This is a genomic window from Leclercia sp. G3L (assembly GCF_021117075.1).
Lineage (GTDB): Bacteria > Pseudomonadota > Gammaproteobacteria > Enterobacterales > Enterobacteriaceae > Enterobacter > Enterobacter adecarboxylatus_C.
In genome coordinates this window covers 2,006,493-2,032,395 of sequence record NZ_CP088265.1, presented here as the reverse complement: position 1 = coordinate 2,032,395, position 25,903 = coordinate 2,006,493, and the positions used below count along the sequence as shown (strand labels likewise).

The window sequence follows — 25,903 nt, the reverse complement described above, 5'->3', positions numbered from 1 at the left end:
CAAACCGTTCGTATATGAATGCAGTATAATAATGCCGCTGATGGTGCTGAACCATCTGGCATGTTTGGTACTGGAGCACGAATGAGTATTCAAGAACACGTTATTTTGGTAAACGACCAGGGAATGGTGATTGGCACTCAGGAAAAATATGCCGCACACACCTCTTATACCCCACTGCACCTGGCATTCTCCTCCTGGCTCTTTAACGCCAATGATGAATGCCTGATTACCCGACGCGCACTGAGCAAAAAAGCCTGGCCCGGCGTCTGGACGAACTCGGTCTGCGGCCATCCGCAGTCTGGCGAAGAGACAGAACAGGCAATAATCCGCCGCTGCCGTTTCGAAGTGGGTGCCGAAATTGCCAATATCACCCCCGTTGCGCCTGAGTTTCGCTACCGTAAAATCGACCCTTCCGGGATTGTTGAAAACGAAATTTGCCCGGTATTTGCCGCTCGCATCACGAATGAAATAACAATAAATGATGATGAAGTGATGGACTATCAGTGGGTTGAGCTGGAGGCGTTATTCCGCGCGCTGGATGCCACGCCCTGGGCCTTTAGCCCGTGGATGGTCATGGAAGCGAGTACGGCTCGCGAAGCACTCAGAGCCTTCGCGGCGCAATAAAAAAGCCCCTTTCGGGGCTTTTTTTACATCTTAACGGCTTACTTCACCGGACGCATCGCCGGGAACAGGATCACGTCGCGGATGGTGTGGCTGTTGGTGAACAGCATAACCATACGGTCGATACCAATACCCAGGCCCGCTGTTGGCGGCAGACCGTGCTCCAGCGCGGTCACGTAGTCTTCGTCGAAGAACATCGCTTCGTCGTCGCCTGCGGCTTTCGCATCAACCTGATCCTGGAAGCGCTGCGCCTGATCTTCTGCATCGTTCAGCTCGCTAAAGCCGTTGCCGATTTCGCGGCCACCGATGAAGAATTCAAAGCGGTCGGTGATCTCCGGGTTCTCGTCGTTACGACGCGCCAGCGGAGAAACCTCTGCCGGGTACTCGGTGATGAAGGTCGGCTGGATCAGGTGCGCTTCGGCCACTTCTTCGAAGATCTCGGTCACGATACGGCCCAGACCCCAGCTCTTCTCAACCTTGATACCGATGCTTTCGGCGATCGCTTTCGCAGAATCGAAGTTATCCAGATCGGCCATCTCGGTTTCCGGACGGTACTTCTTGATCGCTTCGCGCATGGTCAGCTTCACGAACGGCTTGCCGAAGTCGAAGACCTCTTCACCGTAAGGCACTTCAGTGGTGCCCAGAATGTTCTGCGCCAGAGTACGGAACAGAGATTCGGTCAGCTCGATCAGATCTTTGTAATCTGCATACGCCATATAGAGTTCCATCATGGTGAACTCTGGGTTATGGCGCACGGAGATGCCTTCGTTACGGAAGTTACGGTTGATTTCGAATACGCGATCGAAACCACCAACCACCAGACGCTTCAGGTACAGTTCCGGCGCGATACGCAGGTACATGTCGAGGTCCAGGGCGTTGTGATGGGTGATGAATGGACGCGCGGACGCACCGCCCGGGATCACCTGCATCATTGGGGTTTCCACTTCCATAAAGTCGCGGGCTACCATGAACTGACGAATGCCAGCCATAATCTGGGAGCGAATTTTGAAGGTGTTGCGGGATTCATCGTTAGAGATGAGATCCAGGTAGCGCTGACGGTAGCGCGCTTCCTGATCCTGCAGGCCGTGGAACTTGTCCGGCAGCGGGCGCAGGGCTTTTGTCAGCAGACGCAGCTCGGTGCAGTGAATGGACAGCTCGCCGGTCTTGGTTTTGAACAGCTTGCCTTTAGCGCCGAGGATATCGCCCAGGTCCCATTTCTTGAACTGCTCGTTGTAGATCCCTTCCGGCAGATCGTCGCGGGAAACGTACAGCTGGATGCGGCCACCCACGTCCTGCAGCGTGATAAAGGAGGCTTTACCCATGATACGACGGGTCATCATGCGGCCTGCAACGGCCACTTCGATGTTCAGCGCTTCCAGCTCTTCGTTCTCTTTAGCGTCGAAGTCAGCGTGCAGTTGGTCTGAGGTACGATCGCGACGGAAATCGTTCGGGAACGGCACGCCCTGCTCGCGCAGTGCAGCCAGCTTCTCGCGGCGGGTTTTCAGTTCATTGTTAAGATCGACGACCGCGTCAGCGCCCTGTGCTTGTTGTTCAGACATGTTGGTTCCTCATAACCCTGCTTTCAGACTTGCTTCGATAAATTGGTCCAGGCTGCCATCCAGCACCGCCTGCGTGTTACGGGTTTCGACACCGGTACGCAGGTCTTTGATGCGGGAGTCATCAAGGACGTAAGAACGGATCTGGCTGCCCCAGCCGATGTCAGATTTGTTATCTTCCATCGCCTGCTTCTCAGCATTTTTCTTTTGCATCTCCAGTTCATAAAGCTTCGCTTTCATCTGCTTCATGGCCTGGTCTTTGTTTTTATGCTGGGAACGGTCGTTCTGGCACTGTGTTACCAGCCCGGTCGGCAGGTGAGTAATACGCACCGCGGATTCCGTACGGTTAACGTGCTGACCGCCCGCACCGGAGGCGCGGTAAACGTCGATACGCAGATCCGCCGGGTTGATTTCGATATCGATATCGTCCTTCACTTCCGGATAGACAAACGCGGAACTGAAAGAGGTGTGACGACGGCCGCCGGAGTCGAACGGGCTCTTACGCACCAGGCGGTGAACGCCGGTTTCGGTACGCAGCCAGCCGTAGGCGTAATCGCCAATAATTTTAACGGTGACAGATTTCAGGCCTGCCACTTCGCCTTCAGACTCTTCAATGATCTCGGTCTTAAAGCCGCGGGCTTCAGCCCAGCGCAGGTACATACGGGTCAGCATGCTGGCCCAGTCCTGTGCTTCTGTGCCGCCGGAACCGGCCTGGATATCCAGGTAGCAGTCGGCGCTGTCGTATTCACCGGAGAACATGCGACGGAATTCCAGCTGGGCCAGCTTCTCTTCCAGCACGTCGAGTTCTGCCACGGCTTCGTTGAAGGTCTCTTCGTCGTCGGCCTCAACGGCCAGCTCCAGCAGGCCGGACACGTCATCCAGACCCTGCGCCATCTGATCAAGCGTATCGACGATAGCTTCCAGAGAGGAACGCTCTTTACCCAGCGCCTGTGCGCGTTCAGGTTCGTTCCAGACGTCCGGCTGTTCCAGCTCGGCGTTTACTTCTTCGAGACGCTCTTTCTTGGCATCGTAGTCAAAGATACCCCCTAAGAACGTCGGAGCGCTCCGTGAGGTCCTGAATGCGGTTTTTTACCGGATTAATTTCAAACATGGTCTGTTTTCTTTTATGGACTAGTCAAAATGCGGAGATAAGGGCGGAATTGTACCGGATTCACGCCCTGTTTTATAGCGGAATAGTGATGCTAAAGTGGCCAGATATGGTCGATGATGATTTGCAGCGTGCGGTTGCCGCGAAACTCGTTGATATCCAGTTTGTAGGCCAGTTCGACTTCGCGCACGCCGTTGTCCGGCCAGATAGTGGTATCGACGTTAAAGGCGATCCCGTCCAGCAGCGGGCCGCCGCCGACCGGTTCTACCATCACTTTCAAATGGCGTTCACCCACCAGCCGCTGTTGCAGCAGACGGAAGCGGCCATCAAACAGCGGCTCCGGGAACATCTGCCCCCACGGACCGGCATCACGCAGCATCTGCGCCACTTCCATGGTCATTTCAGCGGGGGTTAACGGACCGTCGGAGACCACCTCGCCCTGCAACAGGGCCGGATCCAGCCAGTCGGTGACCAGCTCGCTGAAGAGCCGCTGGAACCGATCGAATTTCGCCTCTTCCAGCGACAAGCCCGCCGCCATCGCGTGGCCGCCAAACTTGATCATCAGATCCGGGTGCAGCGTATGCAGGCGCTCCAGCGCATCGCGCATATGCAGCCCCTGAATGGATCGGCCCGATCCTTTCAGCGTGCCGTCTCCGGCCGGAGCAAAGGCAATAACCGGACGGTGAAAACGCTCTTTGATGCGCGAGGCCAGGATCCCGACCACTCCCTGGTGCCACTCAGGGTGATACATCGCCAGCCCACCGGGCAGCGTTTCGCCGCTGCGCTCCAGCTTTTCGCACAGGGTCAGGGCTTCGGCCTGCATCCCCTGCTCGATCTCTTTGCGGGTCTGGTTCAGGGCGTCCAGCTCGTTGGCCAGCACGCGCGCTTCGCCGATGTTGTCGCACAGCAACAGCGCCACGCCCACCGACATATCATCCAGACGCCCGGCGGCGTTGAGACGCGGGCCGAGGGCAAAGCCCAGATCGCTGGCCGCCAGCCGCTGCTGATCCCGGTTGGAGATCTCCAGCAGCGCCTTAATGCCCGGACGGCATTTGCCGGCCCGAATGCGGTTTAAGCCCTGCCAGGTGAGAATACGGTTATTGGCATCCAGCGGCACCACGTCCGCCACGGTGCCCAGCGCCACCAGATCGAGGAATTCCGCCAGATTCGGTGCGGCAATGCCCTGCGCCTCAAACCAGCCTTTATCCCGCAGCTTCGTACGCAGCGCCAGCATCAGGTAGAAGGCCACGCCGACACCCGCCAGCGATTTTGACGGGAAGTCGCAGTCGCGCAGGTTGGGGTTGATGATCGCTTCCGCCGCCGGCAGCGTGTCGCCAGGCAGGTGGTGATCGGTGACCAGCACCGGGATCCCCAGCTTGTGCGCATGATCGACACCGGCATGGGACGAGATCCCATTGTCGACGGTGAGGATCATTTGCGCGCCGCGGGCATGGGCCTGATCGACCACTTCCGGGCTCAGGCCGTAGCCATCCTCAAAGCGGTTAGGCACCAGGTAGGAGACGTTATCGCACCCCATCGCCCGCAGGCTGAGCACGCTCAGCGCGGTACTGGTGGCGCCATCGGCATCGAAATCCCCCACCACGATGATGCGCGTTCCTTCACGAAAGGCGTTGTACAGCAGCTCCGTGGCCGTATCGACGCCACTCAGCTGCTGCCAGGGCAGCATATTTTTTACGCCTTTCTCAAGATCGTCTGCATGTTTCACGCCACGGCTGGCATACAGTCGACGCAACAGAGGCGACAGATCCGCGGGTAAGGCGGCGCTGTCGTCCACTTCACGACGACGGAGTTGTATCGAAGATTTCACGCGAATTATTTACCGCCAAACTGTTTCTGGTGCGCATCAAGGAACGCTTTCATCTCTTTCGGCCCCTGGTAGCCCGGCACGACATACCCGTTGCTCAGCACGATGGCTGGCGTACCGGTCACGCCAAACTGCACGCCCAGCGCGTAGTGATTGGCAATGTCGATATCGCAGGAAGCGGCCTGAATGCCTTTGCCGTTCATGGCGTCATCAAAGGCTTTGTTGCGATCTTTCGCACACCAGATGGCCTTCATGTCCTGCTCAGGCTGGCTCTGCACGCCCGCACGCGGGAAAGCGAGATAACGCACGGTGATGCCCAGCGCGTTGTAGTCTTTCATCTCTTCATGCAGCTTGTGGCAGTAGCCGCAGGTGATGTCGGTGAACACGGTGATGACGTGCTTTTCCTGCGCCGCTTTGTAGACAATCATCTCTTTTTCCAGCGCATTCAGGTTTTTCATCAGCATCTGGTTAGTGACGTTGACCGGCTGGGCGCCGCTCACATCGTACAGCGGCCCCTGCAGAAAGTGCTTACCGTCTTCGGTGACGTACAGCACGCCGCCGCTGGTCATCACGGTTTTCATTCCGGCGATCGGCGCAGGCTGAATATCGCTACCGGTAACGCCAAGCTTCGCCAGAGACTGTTTGATGGCCGCATCGTCAGCATGCGCCAGACCAGATAATGAGGCTGCCAGCAGAGAGAACAGCACTAAAGACTTTTTCATATTGGTTCCTGTTACGAGTCATCACGCACGTGGGTGATGCTGTTGGTGTAGCTGCCGCAGGCGTTCCGTCGCGACATGCGTGTAGATTTGCGTCGTTGAAAGGTCACTGTGCCCAAGCAGCATCTGGACCACGCGCAGGTCGGCGCCATGATTCAGAAGGTGGGTCGCAAAAGCGTGACGCAGAACGTGCGGCGAAAGTTTTTCACTGTCGATACCCGCCAGTGTGGCGTAATGTTTGATGCGATGCCAGAAGGTTTGACGCGTCATCTGCTGCGCACGTTGACTCGGGAATAACACATCAATGGAGACACCGTTGAGCAACCACGGACGTCCATGCTGGAGATAGCTCTCCAGCCAGTACACCGCCTCTTCACCCAGCGGCACCAGACGCTCTTTGTTGCCTTTACCGATCACCCGCACCACGCCCTGACGCAGGCTGATATCGCTCATCGTCAGCCCGACCAGCTCAGAGACGCGCAGCCCCGTCGCATACAAGACCTCAAGCATCGCTTTATCGCGCAACTCCAGCGGTTGGTCAACCACCGGCGACTGTAATAATCTCTCAACTTGTGCTTCGCTGAGATCCTTCGGCAGACGCTGCGGCAGCTTGGGCGAGGCCAGCGCGGCGCTGGGATCGTCGGTGCGCAATTTCTCACGATACAAGTGCTGAAACAGACGCCGCATGGCGCTCAGCAGCCGCGCGGAACTGGTAGCCTTATAGCCCCCCTCCATACGCTCGGCAAGCAGCGCCTGCAAATGGTCACTTTGGGCCGTAGTAAGAGAGAGGTCATGATGATGCAACCAGGCCACCAGCATCGCCAGATCGCGTCGGTAGGCGCTGAGGGTATTTTCGGCAAGATTCTTCTCCAGCCATAGCGCATCGAGAAACTGCTCGATGAGTGCGAGATCCTTTTCCACGTCAGCCTCTTTCGTTCTGCAATGGGTGCATTATGCCTGAATGCGGGTTGTTTCTGGTACACTACTCGCAAAGTCATAGCAAGTATTGAGACATTTTAGCGATGAATATTGGTCTGTTTTATGGTTCCAGCACCTGCTACACCGAGATGGCCGCAGAGAAAATTCGCGACATTATCGGTCCGGAACTGGTCACCCTGCATAATCTCAAAGACGACGCCCCGACGATGATGGAACAGTACGACGTGCTGATCCTGGGTATCCCGACCTGGGATTTTGGTGAACTTCAGGAAGACTGGGAAGCCATCTGGGAACAGCTTGATTCCCTGAAGCTGGAAGGCAAAATTATCGCACTGTACGGCATGGGCGATCAGTTAGGCTATGGCGAGTGGTTCCTCGACGCGCTGGGGATGCTGCATGACAAGCTGGCGCCGAAAGGGGTGACCTTCATCGGTTACTGGCCGACCGAAGGCTATGAGTTTACCAGCAAGAAACCGATCATTGCCGACGGCCAGCTGTTTGTCGGGCTGGCCCTTGATGAGACTAATCAATACGATCTGAGCGAAGAGCGCCTGCAAAACTGGTGCGAGCAGATCCTCGGCGAAATGGCGGAGCAGTTTAGTTAACCGCTATCGCCCCTGCGTCGGTTGCTGCGACAGCATCCGGCGCAGATCCCGCCACTCCCCTTCGTCCATGCTGTCTGCCGCAAGCCACAAATGCTGGTAGCGTTTCCCGTCGCCTTTGCGTAAGCGGAGCATCATGCCGGCATTTAGCATCCACGGCGTGCCGACAATCTCCCACTCGCTGCCCTGCCAGTGCAGTCGGGAATCCATGAACAGTTTGATTTCGCCCTGACGGGAATTAATGCGTCGTTGACTGCGCACGCTGTCGAACACCACCAGCGACAGTAAGATTAACCATAATGGGGTGTAGCTCAGCGGCCATGGCATCAACAGAATGCAAGCCGCAACCAGGCCGTGGAGCAAAAGAGACATCCACTGGGCGCGCCACGAGACGCGTAAATCAGATTGCCACAGGACCACGTTCCCGATTCCGTGTTTGAATTAAAAGCACCATCCGTTGCAGTTCGGCGTCGGCAGGTTCGCCGTGATTCATCAACCAGTTAAATAAATCAGGATCGTCGTTCTCCAGCAGACGGATGAAGAGCTGTTTGTCCTCATCGCTCAGGGTGTCGTATTCGTATTCGAAGAACGGCATGATGGAGATATCGAGTTCGCGCATGCCGCGACGGCATGCCCAATGAATGCGGGCTTTGTTAGTAATGTCCATGTGCATTTTTCCTGCATAACGTTGAGTTCAGGCAGTGTTTCGTTCGTATCGGTTAAGAGAGAGAATCTACCGGGAAGAAACGGCTCTTAGTGTAACGTGTTTTTTGCTGTTTCATTACTGGAATATTACGTTCCTGCCGCACTCTTCCAGAAAAAACCACAACAAAAAAGCGTGTTCATCCGTTTTGCGTCGTGCTACGCAGAACAGCGCGAGGGCACGAATAGCCTGTTGAAACCGCTTGCATTGGCTACAGTCTCTTTTACCATTAGGCATTAACAAAGCGTTATGCAATTCAGGACCTCACTATGGCATTTACACCTTTCTCCCCGCGCCAGCCTGTCGCCTCTGCGCGTCTGCCGCTGACGCTTATGACCCTTGATGACTGGGCGCTGGCAACCCTCGTCGGCCTGGACAGCGAAAAGTACCTGCAGGGCCAGGTGACCGCTGATGTCAGTCAGATGACCGAACACCAACACCTGCTGGCCGCGCACTGCGATCCAAAAGGCAAGATGTGGAGCAACCTGCGCCTCTTCCGCCGTCAGGACGGGTTTGCCCTGATCGAACGCCGCAGCCTGCGCGACGCGCAGCTCGCGGAGCTGAAAAAGTATGCGGTGTTCTCAAAAGTGACCATCGCTGCCGATGACGAGCTGGTGCTGCTGGGCGTAGCCGGGTTCCAGGCGCGCGCGGCGTTGAAAAATCTGTTCAGCGAACTGCCGGATGCCGAAAAACAGGTGACTCACGACGGCGCCACCTCGCTGCTGTGGTTTGAACACCCGGCGGAACGCTTCCTGCTGGTAACCGATGTTGCTACCGCAGAGCGCGTGACCCAGGCCCTGCGTGGCGAAGCCCAGCTGAATAACAGCCAGCAGTGGCTGGCGCTGAACATTGAAGCGGGCATCCCGGTAATCGATGCCGCCAACAGCGGGCAGTTTATTCCTCAGGCGACCAACCTGCAGGCACTCGGCGGGATCAGCTTTAAAAAAGGCTGCTATACCGGCCAGGAGATGGTGGCCCGGGCGAAGTTCCGCGGCGCCAACAAACGCGCGCTGTGGTATCTGGCGGGCCAGGCGAGCCGTGTACCGGAAGCCGGTGAAGATCTGGAGCTGAAAATGGGTGAGAACTGGCGCCGGACCGGCACCGTGCTTGCCGCCGTTCAGCTCGATGATGGTCGTCTGCTGGTGCAGGCCGTCATGAATAATGATATGGAGCCGGATAGCGTGTTCCGCGTGCGCGAAGATGTGAATACCCTGAGCATCGAGCCGCTGCCGTATTCGCTGGAAGAGTGATGGTGTTAGTGCCGGGTGGCGGCTTCGCCTTACCCGGCCTACGAAACCCGTAGGCCCGTGCAAGCGTAGCGCCGCCGGGCAAAAACAATCTTAATTAAACCTGCCCTACATACAAATAAATCGCCAGGAAATGGCACACGCTGCCGCCCAGCACAAAACCGTGCCAGATCGCGTGGTTATAGGGAATGCGCTTGCAGACGTAAAAAATCACCCCCAGCGAATAGACAATTCCGCCCACCGCCAGCAACGTCACCCCGCCCGCCGACAGTTTTACCGCCAGCTGATAGACCACAATTAGCGACAGCCAGCCCATCGTCAGATAGGTCACCAGCGACAGCACCTTAAAACGGTGCGCAATGGTCAGCTTAAACAGGATCCCCAGCAGCGCCAGGCTCCAGATAACGATCATTAGTCCGCGCGCCAGCGGCGAATTCAGCCCCACCAGCAAAAACGGCGTATAGGTCCCGGCAATCAGCAGATAGATGGCGCAGTGGTCGAATTTTTTCAGCCAGATCTTGGCCCGCTGATGCGGAATGGCATGGTAAAGGGTGGAGGCCAGGAACAGCAGAATCATGCTTCCGCCATACAGGCTGTAACTGGTGATCGCCAGCGCGCTGGCGTTGGTGTCGACGGCCTGGACCAGCAGCAATACCAGCCCGACGATGCCAAACACCAGACCGACCCCGTGACTAATACTGTTGGCTATTTCCTCAGCCAGCGAATATCCCTGTGCGGTTAATGGCTTGCTAACCATAGAGAACTCCGGGAAAACATAAGTGAATACTGCATCGCTGACTATGCTAACTGAGAATGATTCCAGTGAACACCTGTTAGCTAAAATAAATATCATATAAATATTTATTTAATACAATCATATATTTGAGTGATATTTTCAGCTAACGCTTGTTCATGTTAAAAATCAAAGACATTTAAAATCAATGACATAAAACTGAGTCTGATTCGGATAGATCTCCGCGATGACCCGCTTAAGTTCTCCCAGGGTCATGTTCTCTTGCTGAGCATGTTTTTCGGTCAGCGTTTCCAGCGTCACGGTCGAGGTAGTTGTCACCTCAATGGTACAAAAGTAGCCGTCGTCTTCGTAACGCCCTACCCGCAGAACATCGCCCGCTTTAAAGTGCGCCTCGCTCTCATCACGAATGGTGATGGTCTTACGTCCGGCCAGAATGTCATCCTGAAAGCGCTGAAAAAAAGTAATGTCGTTTGGCTGCATGTTATTATTCCCTGAAGATGAAGTTGATGAGTGAGTTTAGCCACTGTGAGCATGTTCTCCCATTCCGCCATTGCCAGTCTCAATAATCTGGAGATGATGGTCTACAACACCGTCATTAAAAACCGCGATCGGGTGATGTACATGACCATCCGCGAACTGGCGGATGCGGCAGGGGTTTCCACCACCACCGTGCTGCGCTTTTGCCGCAAACTCAATTGCGATGGCTATTCTGAATTCCGCGTGCGGTTTAAATTATATCTCGAACAAAACGAACCGCAGCAGGCCAATTTTGGTGCCAGTGAGATTATCAGTTTTTTCAAAAGCGTAAACAACGATGAATTTGATACGCTTTTAAATAACGCCGTGGATATTATCTTATCGTCGGAGCGTATTATATTTGTCGGCGCAGGCACTTCTGGCTCGCTGGCAAAATACGGTGCGCGGTTCTTTTCCAATATTGGTAAATTCAGCAACCATATCGACGATCCTTATTTCCCGGTCACCAACGATATGGCGAAAAACGCCCTGGCGATTGTCCTCTCGGTCTCGGGCGAAACCGAAGAGATCCTGCGCTTCGCCAGCCAGTTCAGCCTGCATCACTGCAAGGTTCTGTCGATCACCAGCCACGAACATTCGCGGCTGGCGAAACTGGCGGACTTTAATCTCTCCTGGCATGTACCCCAAACGCGTATCGCAGGCGTCTACGATATTACGACGCAAATCCCGGTGATTTATATTCTTGAATCACTGGGACGCAAACTGGCGAAGAAATTAACAGAATAAAACACCCTGTTTTTTAGAAGTGACAAATTACAATTTCTGTGAATTGTTATATCGTGACTTTTTATTCCCCTTTGTTAGACTCAAAAATAAGACAATAAATGAGATTAGCAAAGATGAAAAAACTCACTTTACCAAAAGACTTTTTATGGGGCGGCGCGGTCGCGGCGCATCAGGTTGAAGGCGGCTGGAACAAAGGCGGCAAAGGCCCAAGCATTTGTGACGTGCTGACCGGTGGCGCACACGGCGTACCGCGTGAGATCACCCAGGAAGTGGTTGAGGGCAAATACTACCCGAACCATGAAGCCATCGACTTCCATGGTCACTATAAAGAAGACATCAAGCTGTTTGCCGAGATGGGTTTCAAATGCTTCCGCACCTCCATTGCCTGGACCCGTATCTTTCCGAAAGGTGACGAAACCCAGCCGAACGAAGAGGGGCTGAAGTTCTACGACGACATGTTCGATGAGCTGCTGAAGTACAACATCGAGCCGGTAATCACCCTCTCCCACTTCGAAATGCCGCTGCACCTGGTGCAGGAGTACGGCGGCTGGACCAACCGTAAGGTGGTGGACTTCTTCGTTAATTTCGCTGAAGTGGTGTTTGAGCGCTACAAGAGCAAGGTCAAATACTGGATGACCTTCAACGAGATCAACAACCAGCGTAACTGGCGCGCCCCGCTGTTCGGCTACTGCTGCTCCGGCGTGGTCTATACCGAGCATCAGAACCCGGAAGAGACCATGTATCAGGTGCTGCATCACCAGTTCGTGGCCAGCGCCCTGGCGGTGAAAGCCGCCCGCCGTATCAACCCGGAAATGAAAGTCGGATGCATGCTGGCGATGGTGGCGCTTTATCCGTTCTCCTGCAAGCCAGAAGACGTGATGTTTGCTCAGGAATCGATGCGTGAACGCTATGTCTTTACCGACGTGCAGCTGCGTGGCTATTACCCGTCTTACGTCCTGAACGAGTGGGAGCGTCGCGGTTTTACCATCAATATGGAAGCGGGCGATGAGCAGATCCTGCGTGAAGGCACCTGCGACTATCTGGGCTTCAGCTACTACATGACCAACGCGGTGAAAGCGGAAGGCGGCACCGGCGATGCAATCTCCGGCTTCGAAGGCAGCGTTCCGAACCCGCACGTGAAAGCGTCGGACTGGGGTTGGCAGATCGACCCGGTGGGTCTGCGCTACGCCCTGTGCGAGCTGTATGAGCGCTATCAGAAGCCGCTGTTTATCGTGGAAAACGGCTTCGGCGCTTACGACAAAGTGGAAGAGGACGGCAGCATCAACGATGACTATCGTATCGACTACCTGCGCGCCCACGTCGAAGAGATGATAAAAGCCGTGACTCATGATGGCGTGGATCTGATGGGCTACACCCCGTGGGGCTGCATCGACTGCGTGTCCTTCACCACCGGCCAGTACAGCAAACGCTACGGCTTTATCTACGTGAACAAGCACGACGACGGCACCGGCGACATGTCCCGTTCGCGTAAGAAGAGCTTTGAGTGGTACAAAGCGGTGATCGCCAGCAACGGCGAGGAGCTTTAATTCTGTAACGCCGGGTGGCGGCTTCGCCTTACCCGGCCTACAAATGATGCGGGTGGGATTTACTTCCCGCCCGCTAACTCAATAAAGCTGCCCGTCACGTACGACGCCTTCTCGCTCAGCAGCCAGACAATCGCCTGCGCCACCTCTTCAGGCTGGCCGCCGCGCTGCATCGGCAGCATCGACTTCACCCGATCCACACGTCCTGGCTCCCCGCCGGAAGCATGAATTTCGGTATAAATCAGCCCCGGACGGACGCAGTTAACCCGAATGCCCTGTGCCGCCACCTCCAGCGCTAGCCCGGTAGTGAGGGAGTCCACGGCCCCTTTCGATGCCGCGTAATCCACATACTCCCCCGGCGCGCCGAGTCGTGAGGCCGCGGACGAGACGTTCACAATCGCCCCGCCTTTCCCGCCATGCTTTAGCGCCATGCGTTTCACCGCCTCACGGCAGCAGAGGAAATACCCGGTCACGTTGGTGGCCAGCACGCGGTTAATACGTTCGGCAGAGAGATTTTCGATGGTGCTCTGCTCAAACAGAATGCCGGCGTTGTTAACCAGCGCGGTGAGGGGCTCGCCTTCACGATCGAGGCTGTCAAACATCGCCATGACCTGCGCTTCATCGCTGATGTCCGCACGCAGGGCAAAGGCCCGGCCGCCCTCTTTCACAATCTGCGCGATCACGTCGGTGGCGGCTTTGATGTTGTGGTGATAGTTCACCGCCACGGTATAGCCTTCGCTCGCCAGCTGCAGCGCCGTAGCTTTGCCAATTCCGCGGCTGGCGCCGGTTACAAGTGCAATTGCCATAAGACTCTCCAGAAACAAAAAAAGCCGGGTGGCGCTTGCGCTTACCCGGCCTACAGTATGGCAGAAAGGTTACTGGTATTCGCTCATTGGCACGCAGGAGCAGAACAGGTTACGGTCGCCGTAGACGTCATCAAGACGCTTCACGGTCGGCCAGTACTTGTTGGCAACGCCTGCCGGGAAGACCGCCAGCTCGCGGGAGTAAGCGTGATTCCACTCCGCCACCATCTCGTGCTGGGTGTGCGGGGCGTTGACCAGCGGGTTATCTTCCAGCGTCCATTCGCCATCCTGAACGCGATCGATCTCCATGCGGATCGCCAGCATCGCGTCGATAAAGCGGTCCAGTTCGGCTTTGCTTTCGGATTCGGTTGGCTCAACCATCAGCGTGCCCGCGACCGGGAACGACATGGTTGGGGCGTGGAAGCCGTAGTCGATCAGACGTTTGGCAATGTCCAGCTCGCTGATGCCGGTCTGTTCCTTCAGCGGACGAATATCCAGAATACATTCGTGCGCCACGCGGCCATCGCGACCGGTGTAGAGCACCGGGAAGGCAGACTTCAGACGCGTCGCGATGTAGTTAGCATTCAGGATCGCCACCTGGCTGGCCTGCTTCAGTCCTTCTGCACCCATCATGCGGATATACATCCAGCTGATTGGCAGGATAGAGGCGCTGCCGAACGGTGCCGCAGAGACCGCGCCCTGACGGGTCAGCATACCTTCAATCTGCACCACGCTGTGACCCGGTACGAACGGGGCCAGGTGCGCTTTCACGCCAATCGGACCCATACCCGGGCCGCCACCGCCGTGCGGAATGCAGAAGGTTTTGTGCAGGTTCAGGTGCGACACGTCCGCGCCGATAAAGCCTGGCGTGGTGATCCCTACCTGGGCGTTCATGTTGGCGCCATCGAGGTAAACCTGGCCGCCGTGCTGGTGCACGATCTCGCACACTTCACGGATGGTCTCTTCGTATACCCCGTGGGTGGACGGATAGGTCACCATGATGCAGGAGAGCTTATCGCTGGTCTGTTCTGCTTTGGCACGCAGGTCAGCCAGATCGATGTTGCCGTTCTTATCACAGGCGACAACCACCACTTCCATCCCCGCCATCTGGGCAGAGGCCGGGTTGGTACCGTGGGCAGAGCTTGGGATCAGGCAGATATCACGATGACCTTCGTTGCGGCTCTCGTGATAGTGACGGATTGCCAGCAGACCCGCGTACTCCCCCTGGGCGCCGGAGTTCGGCTGCATGCAGAGGGCGTCGTAGCCGGTCAGTTTTACCAGCCAGTCGGAAAGCTGGTTAATCATCATATGGTAGCCTTCCGCCTGATCTGCCGGGCAGAACGGGTGCAGCTCGGCGAATTCCGGCCAGGTGATCGGGATCATCTCGGCGGCGGCGTTCAGCTTCATGGTGCAGGAGCCCAGCGGGATCATCGCCTGATTCAGCGCCAGATCCTTGCGCTCCAGGGAGTGCATGTAGCGCATCATCTCGGTTTCGCTGTGGTAGCGGTTAAACACCGGATGGGCGAGGATCGCGTCGTCGCGCAGCATGGTCGCCTGGATAGAGCGGCTGTCATGCGCCATCTCTTTATCGAGAGTATCCACATTCAGGCCGTGGTCGTCACCCAGCAGGACGTTGAACAGGACCTGAATATCTTCACGAGTAGTGGTCTCATCCAGGGTAATGCTCACCGCATTGAGGATGTCGCTGCGCAGGTTAATCTCTACGGCTTCGGCGCGCGCCAGCACCGCCGCTTTGTCGGCCACTTCGACACAGAGGGTATCGAAGAAGTGGGCGTGGCGCAGTTTTTGACCTTTCTGCTGCAGGCCGCAGGCCAGGATATCGGCCAGACGATGAATACGGCTGGCGATACGCTTCAGGCCCACCGGGCCGTGGAAGACGGCATACAGGCTGGCAATGTTGGCCAGCAGCGCCTGCGAGGTACAGATGTTGGAGTTCGCTTTCTCGCGACGAATGTGCTGCTCGCGAGTCTGCATCGCCATGCGCAGGGCGGTGTTACCGGCGGCATCTTTTGATACGCCGATAATGCGGCCTGGCATGGAGCGTTTGAATTCATCTTTCGCGGCGAAGAAGGCCGCGTGTGGGCCGCCGTAGCCCATCGGCACGCCGAAGCGCTGCGCAGAGCCGAAGACGATGTCTGCGCCCTGTTTGCCCGGGGCGGTTAACAGCACCAGCGCCATAAAATCGGCCGCCACGCTGACGACGATTTTGCGCGCTTTCAGTTCGGTAATCAGGGTGCCGTAGTCATGGACCTCACCGCTGGTGCCCACCTGCTGCAGCAGCACGCCGAACACATCCTGGTGATCCAGCACTTTGTCAGCGTCATCAACAATCACCTCAAAACCAAAGGTCTCCGCACGGGTACGCACCACGTCGAGGGTTTGCGGGTGAACGTCGGCGGCAACGAAGAAGCGGTTAGCGCCCTTCAGTTTGCTGACGCGTTTTGCCATCGCCATTGCTTCTGCGGCGGCGGTGGCTTCATCCAGCAGCGAGGCCGAGGCGATGTCCAGACCGGTCAGATCCAGGGTGACCTGCTGGAAATTGAGCAGCGCTTCCAGACGGCCCTGAGACACTTCCGGCTGATATGGAGTGTAGGCGGTATACCAGCCCGGGTTTTCCAGCATGTTGCGCAGAATAACCGGCGGCAACTGCACGTTGGTGTAGCCCATGCCAATGTAAGACTTAAAGCGCTTGTTCAGGCTGGCAATGCCTTTCAGTTCCGCCAGTGCAGCGTATTCAGTGGTCGATTCACCCACCTGTGGCGGGGTGGCGAGCTGAATATCCTTTGGCACGATCTGGCCGATCAGTGCGTTGAGCGAATCCGCGCCAACCGTCTTCAGCATCTCCTGCTGTTGTTGAGCATCCGGCCCAATGTGACGTTCAATGAAGGCGCCACGGTTTTCAAGCTGGCTTAAAGTCTGTGTCATGAGCGATGGTTCCTGAAACGTGCAGTGAATCGTAGTTGTTTGTAACTCTGTTGCCCGGTGGCGCTAACGCTTACCGGGCCTACGTTGACTCTCCTTTCCCCAGAGGGGAGAGGGAAAGGTTTACTCGTCTTCCAGTAAGGCTTCGTACGCAGTAGCATCCAGCAGAGCGGCAACTTCCGCTTCGTCGCTGGCTTTAATTTTGAAGATCCAGCCTTCGCCGTATGGCTCGCTGTTAACCAGCTCCGGGGAGTCGCTCAGGGCGTCGTTAACCGCCACGATTTCGCCGCCCACTGGCGCATAGATATCAGAAGCCGCTTTTACCGACTCGGCCACGGCGCAGTCGTCGCCCGCGGTGACGGTCGCGCCCACTTCCGGCAGATCCACGAAGACCATGTCACCTAACAGCTCCTGAGCATGTTCGGTGATCCCGACGGTGTAAGTGCCGTCGGCTTCTTTGCGCAGCCACTCGTGTTCTTTGCTGTATTTCAGTTCTGCTGGCACATTGCTCATTGAATTTCTCCTGATAAAAATAATTAGGCGACCGGCTTACCGGCGCGAACAAAAATCGGTTTGGTCACGCGGACCGGCATTTCGCGGTTGCGGATCTGCACCACGGCAGTCTCGCCAATACCCGCCGGCACCCGTGCCAGAGCAATACTGTAACCCAGCGTCGGGGAGAAGGTGCCGCTGGTGATAATGCCTTCGCAGTGGTTGCCATTGGCATCGGTGAAACGCACCGGCAGCTCGCCGCGCAGCACGCCCTTCTCGGTCATGACCAGGCCAACCAGCTGTTCGGTGCCCTTCTCACGCTGCTGTTCCAGCACTTCACGACCGATAAAGTCGCGATCGGCCGGTTCCCACGCAATGGTCCAGCCCATGTTGGCTGCCAGCGGAGAGACGCCTTCGTCCATCTCCTGGCCGTACAAGTTCATCCCGGCTTCCAGACGCAGCGTATCGCGCGCGCCCAGACCTGCCGGCTTAACGCCCGCTTCCACCAGCGCACGCCAGAAATCGGCCGCTTTTTCGTTTGGCATCGCAATTTCATAGCCCGCTTCACCGGTATAGCCGGTGGTGGCGACAAACAGATCGCCCGCCTGCACGCCAAAGAACGGCTTCATGCCGTCGGTGGCCTGGCGCTGCTCATCAGTGAACAGGGACGCGGCTTTCGCCTGCGCGTTCGGCCCCTGCACCGCAATCAGCGACAGGTCATCACGCACGGTGATGTCGATGGCGTAAGGTTCAGCGTGCTGGGTGATCCAGGCGAGGTCTTTTTCACGGGTGGCGGAGTTAACAACGAGGCGGAAGAAATCTTCGGTGAGGTAATACACAATCAGGTCGTCAATCACGCCGCCAGAGGCATTCAGCATGCCGGAATAGAGCGCTTTGCCGGGCTTCGTGAGTTTCGCCACGTCGTTTGCCAGCAGATAACGCAGAAACTCCCGGGTGCGGCTACCGTGCAGATCGACAATGGTCATATGCGAGACGTCGAACATACCGGCATCGGTGCGCACCGCATGATGCTCATCAATCTGCGAACCATAATGCAGCGGCATCATCCAGCCGTGGAAATCGACCATGCGCGCACCGCATAAGGTGTGTTGTTCGTATAAAGGCGTCTGTTGAGCCATCTTTTCCTCGTTGAATAAGCTGGGCTGTCTTGCGTTTTATGCTGAAAAATCCACCATAAAACCCGGCATCGGCATCGCTCCCGGACGCCGACGCAAACGTTCTCTTTTACCTGAACTTACCACCGAAAACGGTGGTTAACCATAAGGCAGAATGGGCCATCACATTAGCTTATGGTCAAAAATGCCAGCAAAGCGTACAGAGTTATTCACTATAAAAATGCGAATCGTTCCGCACAAAAGCAAAGTAGATAAGATGGGATTTAGCACAGGATGATATTTACTGCGGAAAAATGCGCGAAATTTCCGTAACATAAAAACAGCCAGATTAGTTAATCTAATGCGAAAAAGTCGGTGAAATTAGATTATTTCAAACGAGGGAATTCTGCCGACCCACAGGCCGACAGAATAAAGTGTGACGGGGGTCAATACACAAAGTCATTCAAGTTGCATCAAGGCGGCAAGTCTGAGAGTCCCCAGGAGCTTACATAAGTAAGTGACTGGGGTGAGCAGACGCAGCCAACGCAGAGGCAGCTTGAAGGATGCAGTGTATTTTAACGGAGCCAGTCCGGGAGATCGTTAAGCCCCATCGCCTGACGCAGGAGTTGCGGTTTCACTCCCGGGAGGGTATCAGCCAGCTTCAGGCCGAGATCGCGCAGCAGTTTTTTCGCCGGGTTGGCACCGGCAAAGAGTTCGCGGAACCCCTGCATGCCCGCCAGCATCATGGCGGCACTGTGCTTACGGCTGCGTTCGTATCGGCGCAGATAAAGATGCTGCCCGATATCTTTGCCGTCACGATGCAGACGACGCAATTCATTTACCAGCTCGGCGGCGTCCATAAAGCCCAGATTCACCCCCTGCCCGGCCAGCGGATGGATGGTGTGCGCCGCGTCGCCCACCAGCGCCAGACGATGCGCCGCAAACTGGCGCGCATAGCGACCGGTTAACGGGAATACCTGACGCTCGCTTTCGACGGTGCAGAGCCCCAGCCGGTTATCAAAGGCCACGCACAGGGCCTGATTGAACTCGTCGGCGGACGCCTCCTGCATCTGCTGGGCCTTCTCGGGGGAAAGCGACCAGACAATCGAGCAGAGATGCGGATCGCTGAGCGGCAGGAAGGCGAGGATGCCATCGTTATGGAAAATCTGTCGGGCCACGGCCTGATGCGGCTCCGCAGTGCGGATGGTGGCGACCAGCGCATGATGGCGGTAGTCCCAGTACGTCAGCGGAATGTCGGCTTTGTTGCGCAGCCAGGAGTTTGCCCCATCGGCCCCCACCACCAGGCGCGCGGTCAGCATGTCGCCGCTTTGCAGGGTGATAAAGGCGTCGTTTTCGCCCCAGGCCACCTGCTGCAGCTGCGCGGGGGCAATCAGCGTGACGTCGCTACACTGCTGCGCTTTCTGCCACAGCGCATGGTGAATCACCGCATTTTCGATGATATGGCCGAGATGGCTGTAGCCCATGCTCTCATCATCAAAAGCGATATGCCCGAAGCTGTCTTTATCCCACACTTCCATCCCGTGGTAGCAGCTCGCACGCTGGGCGACAATTTCTGACCAGACGCCGATGCGGGTCAGCAGCTTTTCACTGGCGGCATTAATCGCCGAGACCCGGAGTTCTGGCGGCGCATCGGAAGCGACAGGCTCAGGTTGTTTCTGCTCCAGTACCGCCACGCGCAGACCGCTGCCCTGCAAACCGCAGGCCAGCGCCAGTCCTACCATTCCGCCACCGACAATGGCAACATCAACATTCTGCACTTTGTTTACTCCTTAGCGAGCGACCCAACCGAGAGTCCTCTGCGCCAGCACATCGCGTGCCGGAATGAATAATTCCATCGCCATCAACCCCAGGTTACGCCCTGCAACCAGCGGCGCCCAGCGATTGGCAAACAGATGTACCAGCCCGTCGGTCACACCGATGGTGGCCTCTTTATCTGCCTGACGTCGTTTCTGATACTGGCCCAGCACCGAATACGCGCCGCAATCCTGCTGTTGGGCAAAGGCCTGCGCCAGCGTTTCGGCAAGGCTCATCACGTCCCGCAGCCCGAGATTAAAGCCCTGTCCGGCAATGGGGTGTAACGTCTGGGCCGCATTGCCCACCAGCGCGACGCGATGGGAGACAGACTGCGACGCCGTGGTTAATGCCAGCGGATAGACCGAACGCTTCCCGGCATGGGTGATGCGCCCAAGTCGCCAGCCAAAGGCTTTTTGCAGCTCGACGCAGAAGCGTTCGTCAGACCAGCCCTTCACCTCCTCCGCCTTTTCCAGCGGATGGCACCAGACCAGCGAGCTGCGCCCCTGCGACATCGGTAACATGGCCAGCGGGCCATGCTGAGTAAAACGTTCAAAGGCGCGGCCACGGTGCGGCTCGGCGGTGGCAACGTTGGCGATCACCGCCAGCTGATGGTAAGGCTGCTGCTGCCACTGGATCCCGCACTGCTGGCCAAGCGCCGAACGTGAGCCGTCGGCAGCCACCAGCAGTTGTCCCTCGAGCGTACTGCCGTCATCCAGCGTAACGCTGACCGAGGTTTCGCTGCGGGTAAAGTGCTCCACGCGCGCCGGGCAATGCAGCGTCACGCCGGGAGCATCCTGCAACAGGCGGAACAGGCGCAGACCCACGTCGTGCAGCTCGACGACCTGCCCCAGCGCATCAATGCGATAGTCCTGCGCTTCGAGGGTGACAAACCCGGCGTGTCCCCGATCGCTGACATGAACGGTTTCGATAGCGGTGGCGCAATCGGCAATCGCCTGCCAGATGCCGCTGCGGGCCAGCTGCTGGCAGGTGCCCGCAGCCAGGGCGATGGCGCGGCCATCGAACCCCGGATGGCCACTCGACTGCGGCGCCACGGCCTCAACCAGGTGGACCGGAAGCTTGCCCTGGGTCAGGGTGGAGATCGCCAGCGCCAGGGTGGCGCCCGTCATGCCTCCGCCAACGATGATGATGCTCATGGGCGCGCCGCCGCCATCAGGGCTTCGATCTCGTCGGCGTTTTTTACCACCGAAGCCGTCAGATTTTCGTTACCGGATTTGGTGATCACGATATCATCTTCGATACGGATGCCGATCCCGCGATACTCGGCGGGCACATCGGCATCCGGGGCGATATAGAGCCCCGGTTCAACGGTCAGCACCATTCCCGGCTCGAGCACACGCGAACGTTCCGGGCCGTAGACGCCCACGTCGTGCACGTCCAGCCCCAGCCAGTGGCTCAGGCCATGCATAAAGAAGGGACGGTGCGCGTTCTCCGCGATCAGCTGATCGACGTCGCCGTTAAGAATCCCCAGATCCACCAGCCCGCTAACCATAATGCGCACCACCTCGCCGGTAACCTCCTGGATGGAGGTGCCGGGGCGGAACAGCATCAGCGCGGTGTCCAGCGAATGCAGGACGATGTCGTAGATGGCGCGTTGCGCCGGGGTGAATTTGCCGTTCACCGGGAAGGTGCGGGTGATATCCCCGGCATAGCCTTTAAATTCGCAGCCGGCGTCAATCAGCACCAGATCGCCATCCCGCAATTCAGACTCGTTTTCGGTGTAATGCAGGATGCAGCCGTTTTCACCCCCGCCGACGATGGTGTTGTAGGCCGGGAAGCGCGCGCCGTGGCGGGTAAATTCATGCTGAATTTCGCCTTCCAGCTGATATTCGAACATCCCCGGACGGCATTTTTGCATCGCCCGGGTATGGGCCAGGGCGCTGATCTCCCCCGCTTTACGCATGACATCCAGCTCTTCATCCGATTTAAACAGGCGCAGCTCGTGGACGGCAGGACGCCAGTCGGTGAGGGTTGCGGGCGCTTTCAGGTTTTGCCGGGAGCCTTTGCGTAGCTTATCCAGCGCGGCAAAGACAATCTCATCGGCATACGCGTATTCACCCTGCGCGTGGTAGACCGTATCCAGACCATTGAGCAGCTGGTAGAGCTGATCGTTGATTTCGCTGAACGCCAGAGCGCGATCCACGCCCAGCTTTTCCGGCGCGGCCTGCTGGCCCAGACGGCGGCCAAACCAGATCTCGGCGGTGAGATCGCGAACGCGGTTAAACAGCACGCTGTGGTTGTGGGTATCGTGACTTTTAATCAGCACCAGCACCGACTCCGGCTCGTTGAAGCCGGTGAAGTACCAGAAATCGCTGCTCTGGCGGTACGGATATTCGCTATCGTTGCTGCGCGTGGCTTCCGGTGCGGCAAAAATCAACGCGGCGCTGCCCGGCTGCATAGTGGCCAGCAATGCCTGACGGCGGCGAAGATACTCTTGCTGAGTCATGACACCCTCCTGGAATTTTTATTAATGTAAGGTTGGTTTGCGCACTTCCGGCGCGGTCGGTTTTGCGCGCGTAAAGGTATCGTGGCAGAGCAGAGACGCCACGCGCACGTACTCAATGATCTCTTCGAGTGACATCTCCAGCTCTTCCTGGTCTTCGTCTTCATCGTAGCCCAGCTGAGCGATGTTACGCAGATCGTCGATAGCTTCTCCCGCCTCGCCCGTCACTTTTTCCAGCTTAGGCTGCGTTACGCCCAGACCTAACAGGTAGTGGTTGACCCAGCCTGCCAGCGCATCGGCGCGATCGAACACGCTGACGTCGTCGCCATCAGGCAGATAAAGCTGAAAAAGGAAGCCGTCATCCTCCAGCGCATCGCTGGTTGCGCCATGCATATTGCGCAACGCCTGAGCGAGATCGTGACCGAACGCCAGACCCTCGTTCGTCAGGTCGTGAACCAGCGGCAGCCATGAGCTGTCGTTGTTTCCACCACACAGCATCCCGCTGATCAGACCGTGCATTTCAGCCGGGGTTAAACCCACGCCCTGCTGGTTCAGTAACTGGCTGACTTCGTTGTAACCAGGCATTTCGTTCTGTATAGACATGAGCATTCATCATCAATGGGAGGAATATTCATGATATGCTACCACTTTGGACCCTGGTGAACCAGAATAGGGCTTGTTTCTACGCGCCAGGGTAGCTATAGTGTCGCCCCTTCGCAGCCCCCGGAAGCGGATGTGAAGGCAGCGCAGTCAAACAGCAGGAAGGTGGCATGTCTGCACAACCCGTCGATATCCAAATTTTTGGCCGTTCGCTGCGAGTGAATTGTCCGCCTGAACAAAGGGATGCTTTGAATCAGGCTGCGGATGATTTGAATCAGCGGTTGCAAGATTTAAAAGAACGCACTAGAGTCACAAATACTGAGCAGCTGGTCTTCATCGCCGCGTTGAACATCAGTTATGAACTGACTCAGGAAAAAGCGAAGACCCGCGATTACGCGGCGAGCATGGAACAACGTATTAAAATGCTCCAGCAGACCATTGAACAGGCATTGCTTGATCAGGGTCGCATAACAGACAGACCGGGGCAAAACTTTGAATAACACTTCGTGGTCTACTATGGTAGAGTGACCCTGAAGGAAAAATTTCTCTGAGATGTTCGCATGCGGGCCAGTCCCCTGAGCCGATATTTCATACCACAAGAATGTGGCGCTCCATGGTTGGTGAGCATGCTCGGTTCGTCCGAGAAGCCTTAAAACTATGACGACACATTCACCTTGAACCAAGGGTTCAAGGGTTACAGCCTGCGGCGGCATCTCGGAGATTCCCTCACCTTTCTACCCAGCGACTACCATGACGCAACTTCCTGAAGTCCCTGCCTCACGCCAACACATTCGTCAGTTTATCCGTCAGCAACGCAGAGCCTTAACGCCTCAACAGCAAGCCCATTTCGCCCAGCAAGCCGCGGCCCGCATGATGGCTTATCCGCCCGTCGTCATGGCGCATACCGTTGCCCTGTTCCTCTCTTTTGATGGCGAACTCGATACCCAACCGCTGATCGATGAACTCTGGCGCACCGGGAAAAAGGTCTATCTGCCGGTACTCCACCCCTTTAGTCCCGGGAACCTGCTGTTCCTGCACTATCATCCTCACAGCGAGCTGGTGGTGAATCGTCTGAAAATCACCGAACCGAAGCTGGACGTGCGCGACGTGCTGCCGCTTGAGCAGTTGGGCGTGCTGGTGACGCCGCTGGTGGCCTTTGATGAGAGTGGTCAACGTCTGGGGATGGGCGGCGGTTTTTACGATCGCACGCTACAGAACTGGCAGCAGCATGGCTTACAGCCCGTAGGCTACGCGCATGATTGTCAGGGCGTTGAAAAGCTACCGGTGGAGAAATGGGATATTCCGCTGCCGGCGGTGGTGACGCCGTCGAAGGTCTGGCAGTGGTAAAAAAAGCCGGGTGGCGGCTACGCCTTACCCGGCCTACATAAACCCTCGGACTTTGTAGGTCGGGTAAGCGCAAGCGCCACCCGACACCACAAACCGCAGGATCAGTAAAGTAGACGCGCGCGAATGGTGCCTGGGATGGCCTTCATTCCCTGCAGCGCTTTCTCGGCAACATCTTCATCCGCTTCGATATCGATAACCACATAACCCATCTGCGCGTTAGTTTGCAGATACTGTGCGGCGATGTTCACGCCCTGCTCAGCGAAGATCTGGTTAATGGCCGTCAGCACGCCCGGACGGTTTTCGTGGATGTGCAGCAGACGACGTCCACCGTGCAGCGGCAGAGACACTTCCGGGAAGTTGACCGCAGAAAGTGTTGAACCGTTGTCGGAATATTTGCTCAGCTTACCGGCCACTTCGAGACCGATATTTTCCTGCGCTTCCTGAGTGGAGCCGCCGATGTGCGGAGTCAGGATCACGTTGTCGAACTCACACAGCGGCGAGTTGAACGGATCGCTGTTGGTCGCCGGCTCGGTCGGGAAGACGTCAATGGCCGCCCCTGCCAGATGTTTGCTTTTCAGGGCTTCGCACAGCGCAGGGATATCCACTACCGTACCGCGCGCGGCGTTGATCAGCAGCGAGCCCGGCTTCATCAGCGCCAGCTCTTCCGCACCCATCATGTTCCTGGTGGAGGCGTTTTCCGGGACGTGCAGGCTCACCACGTCGCTCATGTTGAGCAGGTCGGAGAGATGTTGAACCTGGGTAGCGTTACCCAGCGGCAGCTTGCTTTCGATGTCGTAGAAAAAGACGTGCATCCCCAGCGATTCCGCCAGAATGCCCAGCTGCGTGCCGATGTGGCCGTAGCCGATAATGCCCAGTTTTTTACCACGCGCCTCAAAAGAGCCGGACGCCAGTTTATTCCAGATCCCACGATGGGCCTTGGCGTTAGCTTCAGGGATGCCACGCAGCAGCAGCAGGAGTTCCCCAATCACCAGCTCCGCCACGGAACGGGTATTGGAGAATGGCGCGTTGAACACCGGAATACCGCGCTTCGCGGCAGCATTGAGATCAACCTGGTTGGTACCGATACAGAAGCAGCCAATCGCGACCAGTTTTTCTGCTGCGGCAATCACATCTTCGGTCAGGTGGGTACGGGATCGCAGGCCAATGAAGTGGGCATCACGGATCGACTCTTTCAGCTGTTCGGTATCCAGCGCGCCTTTGTGAAATTCGATGTTGGTGTAACCTGCCGCACGAAGGTTATCCAGTGCTTTCTGATGCACCCCTTCGACCAGCAGAAATTTAATCTTGTCTTTCTCCAGTGATACCTTTGCCATTTCCCCGACCCTGTCTGATTGTCTGAACTGTTGTTGTGCTGGATTGAAATCCGCTCCAGCCAACATATCAAAAAAAACTATTGCAGCAATATGAACGTTTGCGTCGGCACTC

The 25,903-nt window shown here is 56.9% G+C and carries 25 protein-coding genes and 1 other RNA gene; 8 read left to right on the top strand and 18 right to left on the bottom strand.

Translation table 11 applies throughout. The annotated features are described in order from the left end of the window. The first annotated feature begins 81 nt into the window (after positions 1 to 81). The gene (gene idi, locus LRS40_RS11220; RefSeq protein ID WP_231313709.1) at positions 82 to 624 is read left to right on the top strand and encodes an isopentenyl-diphosphate Delta-isomerase; all 543 of its coding nucleotides are present in this window, start codon (positions 82 to 84) and stop codon (positions 622 to 624) included. 38 nt (positions 625 to 662) lie between these two features. On the opposite strand, the gene lysS is transcribed toward idi, so the two are convergent. The 5 genes from lysS to xerD form a co-directional block, all read right to left on the bottom strand. Then, positions 663 to 2,180 (bottom strand): lysine--tRNA ligase, encoded by a 1,518-nt coding sequence (gene lysS, locus LRS40_RS11215; RefSeq protein ID WP_142487003.1) that lies wholly within the window; start codon positions 2,178 to 2,180, stop codon positions 663 to 665. Between the two features lie 9 nt (positions 2,181 to 2,189). Further along, positions 2,190 to 3,288 (bottom strand): peptide chain release factor 2 gene (gene prfB, locus LRS40_RS11210; RefSeq protein ID WP_142487004.1). Its coding sequence is split into 2 segments (ribosomal slippage): positions 2,190 to 3,212 and positions 3,214 to 3,288, totalling 1,098 coding nucleotides; the frame shifts between segments, so codons are not numbered across the junction. Positions 3,289 to 3,379: 91 nt separating this feature from the next. Further along, entirely contained in the window at positions 3,380 to 5,113 is a 1,734-nt protein-coding gene (gene recJ / locus LRS40_RS11205; RefSeq protein ID WP_231313708.1) for a single-stranded-DNA-specific exonuclease RecJ, read from the bottom strand. A gap of 5 nt (positions 5,114 to 5,118) precedes the next feature. Next, on the bottom strand, positions 5,119 to 5,832 hold the full coding sequence (gene dsbC / locus LRS40_RS11200) for a bifunctional protein-disulfide isomerase/oxidoreductase DsbC (protein ID WP_156264581.1): 714 nt from the start codon (positions 5,830 to 5,832) through the stop codon (positions 5,119 to 5,121). A 21-nt stretch (positions 5,833 to 5,853) separates the two neighbouring features. After that, on the bottom strand, positions 5,854 to 6,750 hold the full coding sequence (xerD, locus tag LRS40_RS11195; RefSeq protein WP_231313707.1) for a site-specific tyrosine recombinase XerD: 897 nt from the start codon (positions 6,748 to 6,750) through the stop codon (positions 5,854 to 5,856). Positions 6,751 to 6,851: 101 nt separating this feature from the next. Between xerD and fldB the strand changes: the two genes are divergently transcribed. Then, entirely contained in the window at positions 6,852 to 7,373 is a 522-nt protein-coding gene (gene fldB / locus LRS40_RS11190) for a flavodoxin FldB (protein ID WP_142487008.1), read from the top strand. Positions 7,374 to 7,376: 3 nt separating this feature from the next. On the opposite strand, the gene LRS40_RS11185 is transcribed toward fldB, so the two are convergent. Next, the gene (locus tag LRS40_RS11185) at positions 7,377 to 7,790 is read right to left on the bottom strand and encodes a protein YgfX (protein ID WP_142487009.1); all 414 of its coding nucleotides are present in this window, start codon (positions 7,788 to 7,790) and stop codon (positions 7,377 to 7,379) included. Beyond that, entirely contained in the window at positions 7,771 to 8,037 is a 267-nt protein-coding gene (gene sdhE / locus LRS40_RS11180) for an FAD assembly factor SdhE (RefSeq protein ID WP_142487010.1), read from the bottom strand. Before sdhE ends, LRS40_RS11185 begins: the two co-directional genes overlap by 20 nt. Positions 8,038 to 8,342: 305 nt before the next feature. Here sdhE and ygfZ point away from each other — a divergent pair, with 305 nt between their 5' ends. Further along, positions 8,343 to 9,323 (top strand): tRNA-modifying protein YgfZ, encoded by a 981-nt coding sequence (gene ygfZ, locus LRS40_RS11175; protein WP_142487011.1) that lies wholly within the window; start codon positions 8,343 to 8,345, stop codon positions 9,321 to 9,323. A 94-nt stretch (positions 9,324 to 9,417) separates the two neighbouring features. Here ygfZ and LRS40_RS11170 read toward each other — a convergent pair whose 3' ends face one another. Both LRS40_RS11170 and yqfB read right to left on the bottom strand, forming a co-directional pair. Continuing rightward, the gene (locus LRS40_RS11170) at positions 9,418 to 10,077 is read right to left on the bottom strand and encodes a hemolysin III family protein (protein WP_142487012.1); all 660 of its coding nucleotides are present in this window, start codon (positions 10,075 to 10,077) and stop codon (positions 9,418 to 9,420) included. A gap of 165 nt (positions 10,078 to 10,242) precedes the next feature. After that, positions 10,243 to 10,554 (bottom strand): N(4)-acetylcytidine aminohydrolase, encoded by a 312-nt coding sequence (gene yqfB, locus LRS40_RS11165; RefSeq protein ID WP_231313706.1) that lies wholly within the window; start codon positions 10,552 to 10,554, stop codon positions 10,243 to 10,245. Positions 10,555 to 10,605: 51 nt separating this feature from the next. Between yqfB and LRS40_RS11160 the strand changes: the two genes are divergently transcribed. Continuing rightward, positions 10,606 to 11,337: a MurR/RpiR family transcriptional regulator gene (locus LRS40_RS11160; RefSeq protein ID WP_142490021.1), complete on the top strand. Its 732-nt coding sequence runs from the start codon at positions 10,606 to 10,608 to the stop codon at positions 11,335 to 11,337. Between the two features lie 113 nt (positions 11,338 to 11,450). Continuing rightward, positions 11,451 to 12,884: a 6-phospho-beta-glucosidase gene (locus LRS40_RS11155; RefSeq protein ID WP_142487014.1), complete on the top strand. Its 1,434-nt coding sequence runs from the start codon at positions 11,451 to 11,453 to the stop codon at positions 12,882 to 12,884. Positions 12,885 to 12,943: 59 nt separating this feature from the next. Here the strand turns inward: LRS40_RS11155 and LRS40_RS11150 are convergent, their stop codons facing one another. From LRS40_RS11150 to LRS40_RS11115, 8 genes are all read right to left on the bottom strand, one after another. Next, a complete protein-coding gene (locus tag LRS40_RS11150) occupies positions 12,944 to 13,687 on the bottom strand; it encodes an SDR family oxidoreductase (RefSeq protein WP_142487015.1) in 744 nt (247 codons plus the stop codon). Between the two features lie 69 nt (positions 13,688 to 13,756). After that, positions 13,757 to 16,630, bottom strand: a complete 2,874-nt coding sequence (gcvP, locus tag LRS40_RS11145; RefSeq protein WP_231313705.1) for an aminomethyl-transferring glycine dehydrogenase — start codon at positions 16,628 to 16,630, stop codon at positions 13,757 to 13,759. 120 nt (positions 16,631 to 16,750) lie between these two features. Further along, positions 16,751 to 17,140 (bottom strand): glycine cleavage system protein GcvH, encoded by a 390-nt coding sequence (gene gcvH / locus LRS40_RS11140; RefSeq protein WP_039029826.1) that lies wholly within the window; start codon positions 17,138 to 17,140, stop codon positions 16,751 to 16,753. Positions 17,141 to 17,163: 23 nt separating this feature from the next. Beyond that, on the bottom strand, positions 17,164 to 18,258 hold the full coding sequence (gcvT, locus tag LRS40_RS11135; RefSeq protein WP_142487017.1) for a glycine cleavage system aminomethyltransferase GcvT: 1,095 nt from the start codon (positions 18,256 to 18,258) through the stop codon (positions 17,164 to 17,166). A 551-nt stretch (positions 18,259 to 18,809) separates the two neighbouring features. Next, complete coding sequence (gene ubiI, locus LRS40_RS11130; protein ID WP_142487018.1) at positions 18,810 to 20,012, bottom strand: FAD-dependent 2-octaprenylphenol hydroxylase; 1,203 nt, start codon at positions 20,010 to 20,012, stop codon at positions 18,810 to 18,812. 12 nt (positions 20,013 to 20,024) lie between these two features. Then, positions 20,025 to 21,203, bottom strand: coding sequence for a 2-octaprenyl-6-methoxyphenyl hydroxylase (ubiH, locus tag LRS40_RS11125; protein WP_142487019.1), 1,179 nt, complete (start codon positions 21,201 to 21,203; stop codon positions 20,025 to 20,027). After that, positions 21,200 to 22,513 carry a Xaa-Pro aminopeptidase gene (gene pepP, locus LRS40_RS11120; protein WP_142487020.1) on the bottom strand — a complete coding sequence of 438 codons (1,314 nt, stop codon included), beginning with the start codon at positions 22,511 to 22,513 and terminating at the stop codon, positions 21,200 to 21,202. The genes ubiH and pepP overlap by 4 nt, the downstream gene beginning before the upstream one ends. A gap of 21 nt (positions 22,514 to 22,534) precedes the next feature. After that, positions 22,535 to 23,113, bottom strand: coding sequence for a YecA family protein (locus LRS40_RS11115; protein WP_156264587.1), 579 nt, complete (start codon positions 23,111 to 23,113; stop codon positions 22,535 to 22,537). A 167-nt stretch (positions 23,114 to 23,280) separates the two neighbouring features. Between LRS40_RS11115 and zapA the strand changes: the two genes are divergently transcribed. From zapA to LRS40_RS11100, 3 genes are all read left to right on the top strand, one after another. After that, entirely contained in the window at positions 23,281 to 23,610 is a 330-nt protein-coding gene (gene zapA / locus LRS40_RS11110; protein ID WP_142487022.1) for a cell division protein ZapA, read from the top strand. A gap of 41 nt (positions 23,611 to 23,651) precedes the next feature. Further along, positions 23,652 to 23,835: non-coding RNA, 6S RNA (ssrS, locus tag LRS40_RS11105), on the top strand. A 25-nt stretch (positions 23,836 to 23,860) separates the two neighbouring features. Beyond that, positions 23,861 to 24,457, top strand: a complete 597-nt coding sequence (locus LRS40_RS11100) for a 5-formyltetrahydrofolate cyclo-ligase (RefSeq protein WP_231313704.1) — start codon at positions 23,861 to 23,863, stop codon at positions 24,455 to 24,457. A gap of 101 nt (positions 24,458 to 24,558) precedes the next feature. Here the strand turns inward: LRS40_RS11100 and serA are convergent, their stop codons facing one another. Further along, positions 24,559 to 25,791, bottom strand: coding sequence for a phosphoglycerate dehydrogenase (gene serA / locus LRS40_RS11095; protein ID WP_156264589.1), 1,233 nt, complete (start codon positions 25,789 to 25,791; stop codon positions 24,559 to 24,561). Positions 25,792 to 25,903 lie beyond the last annotated feature (112 nt).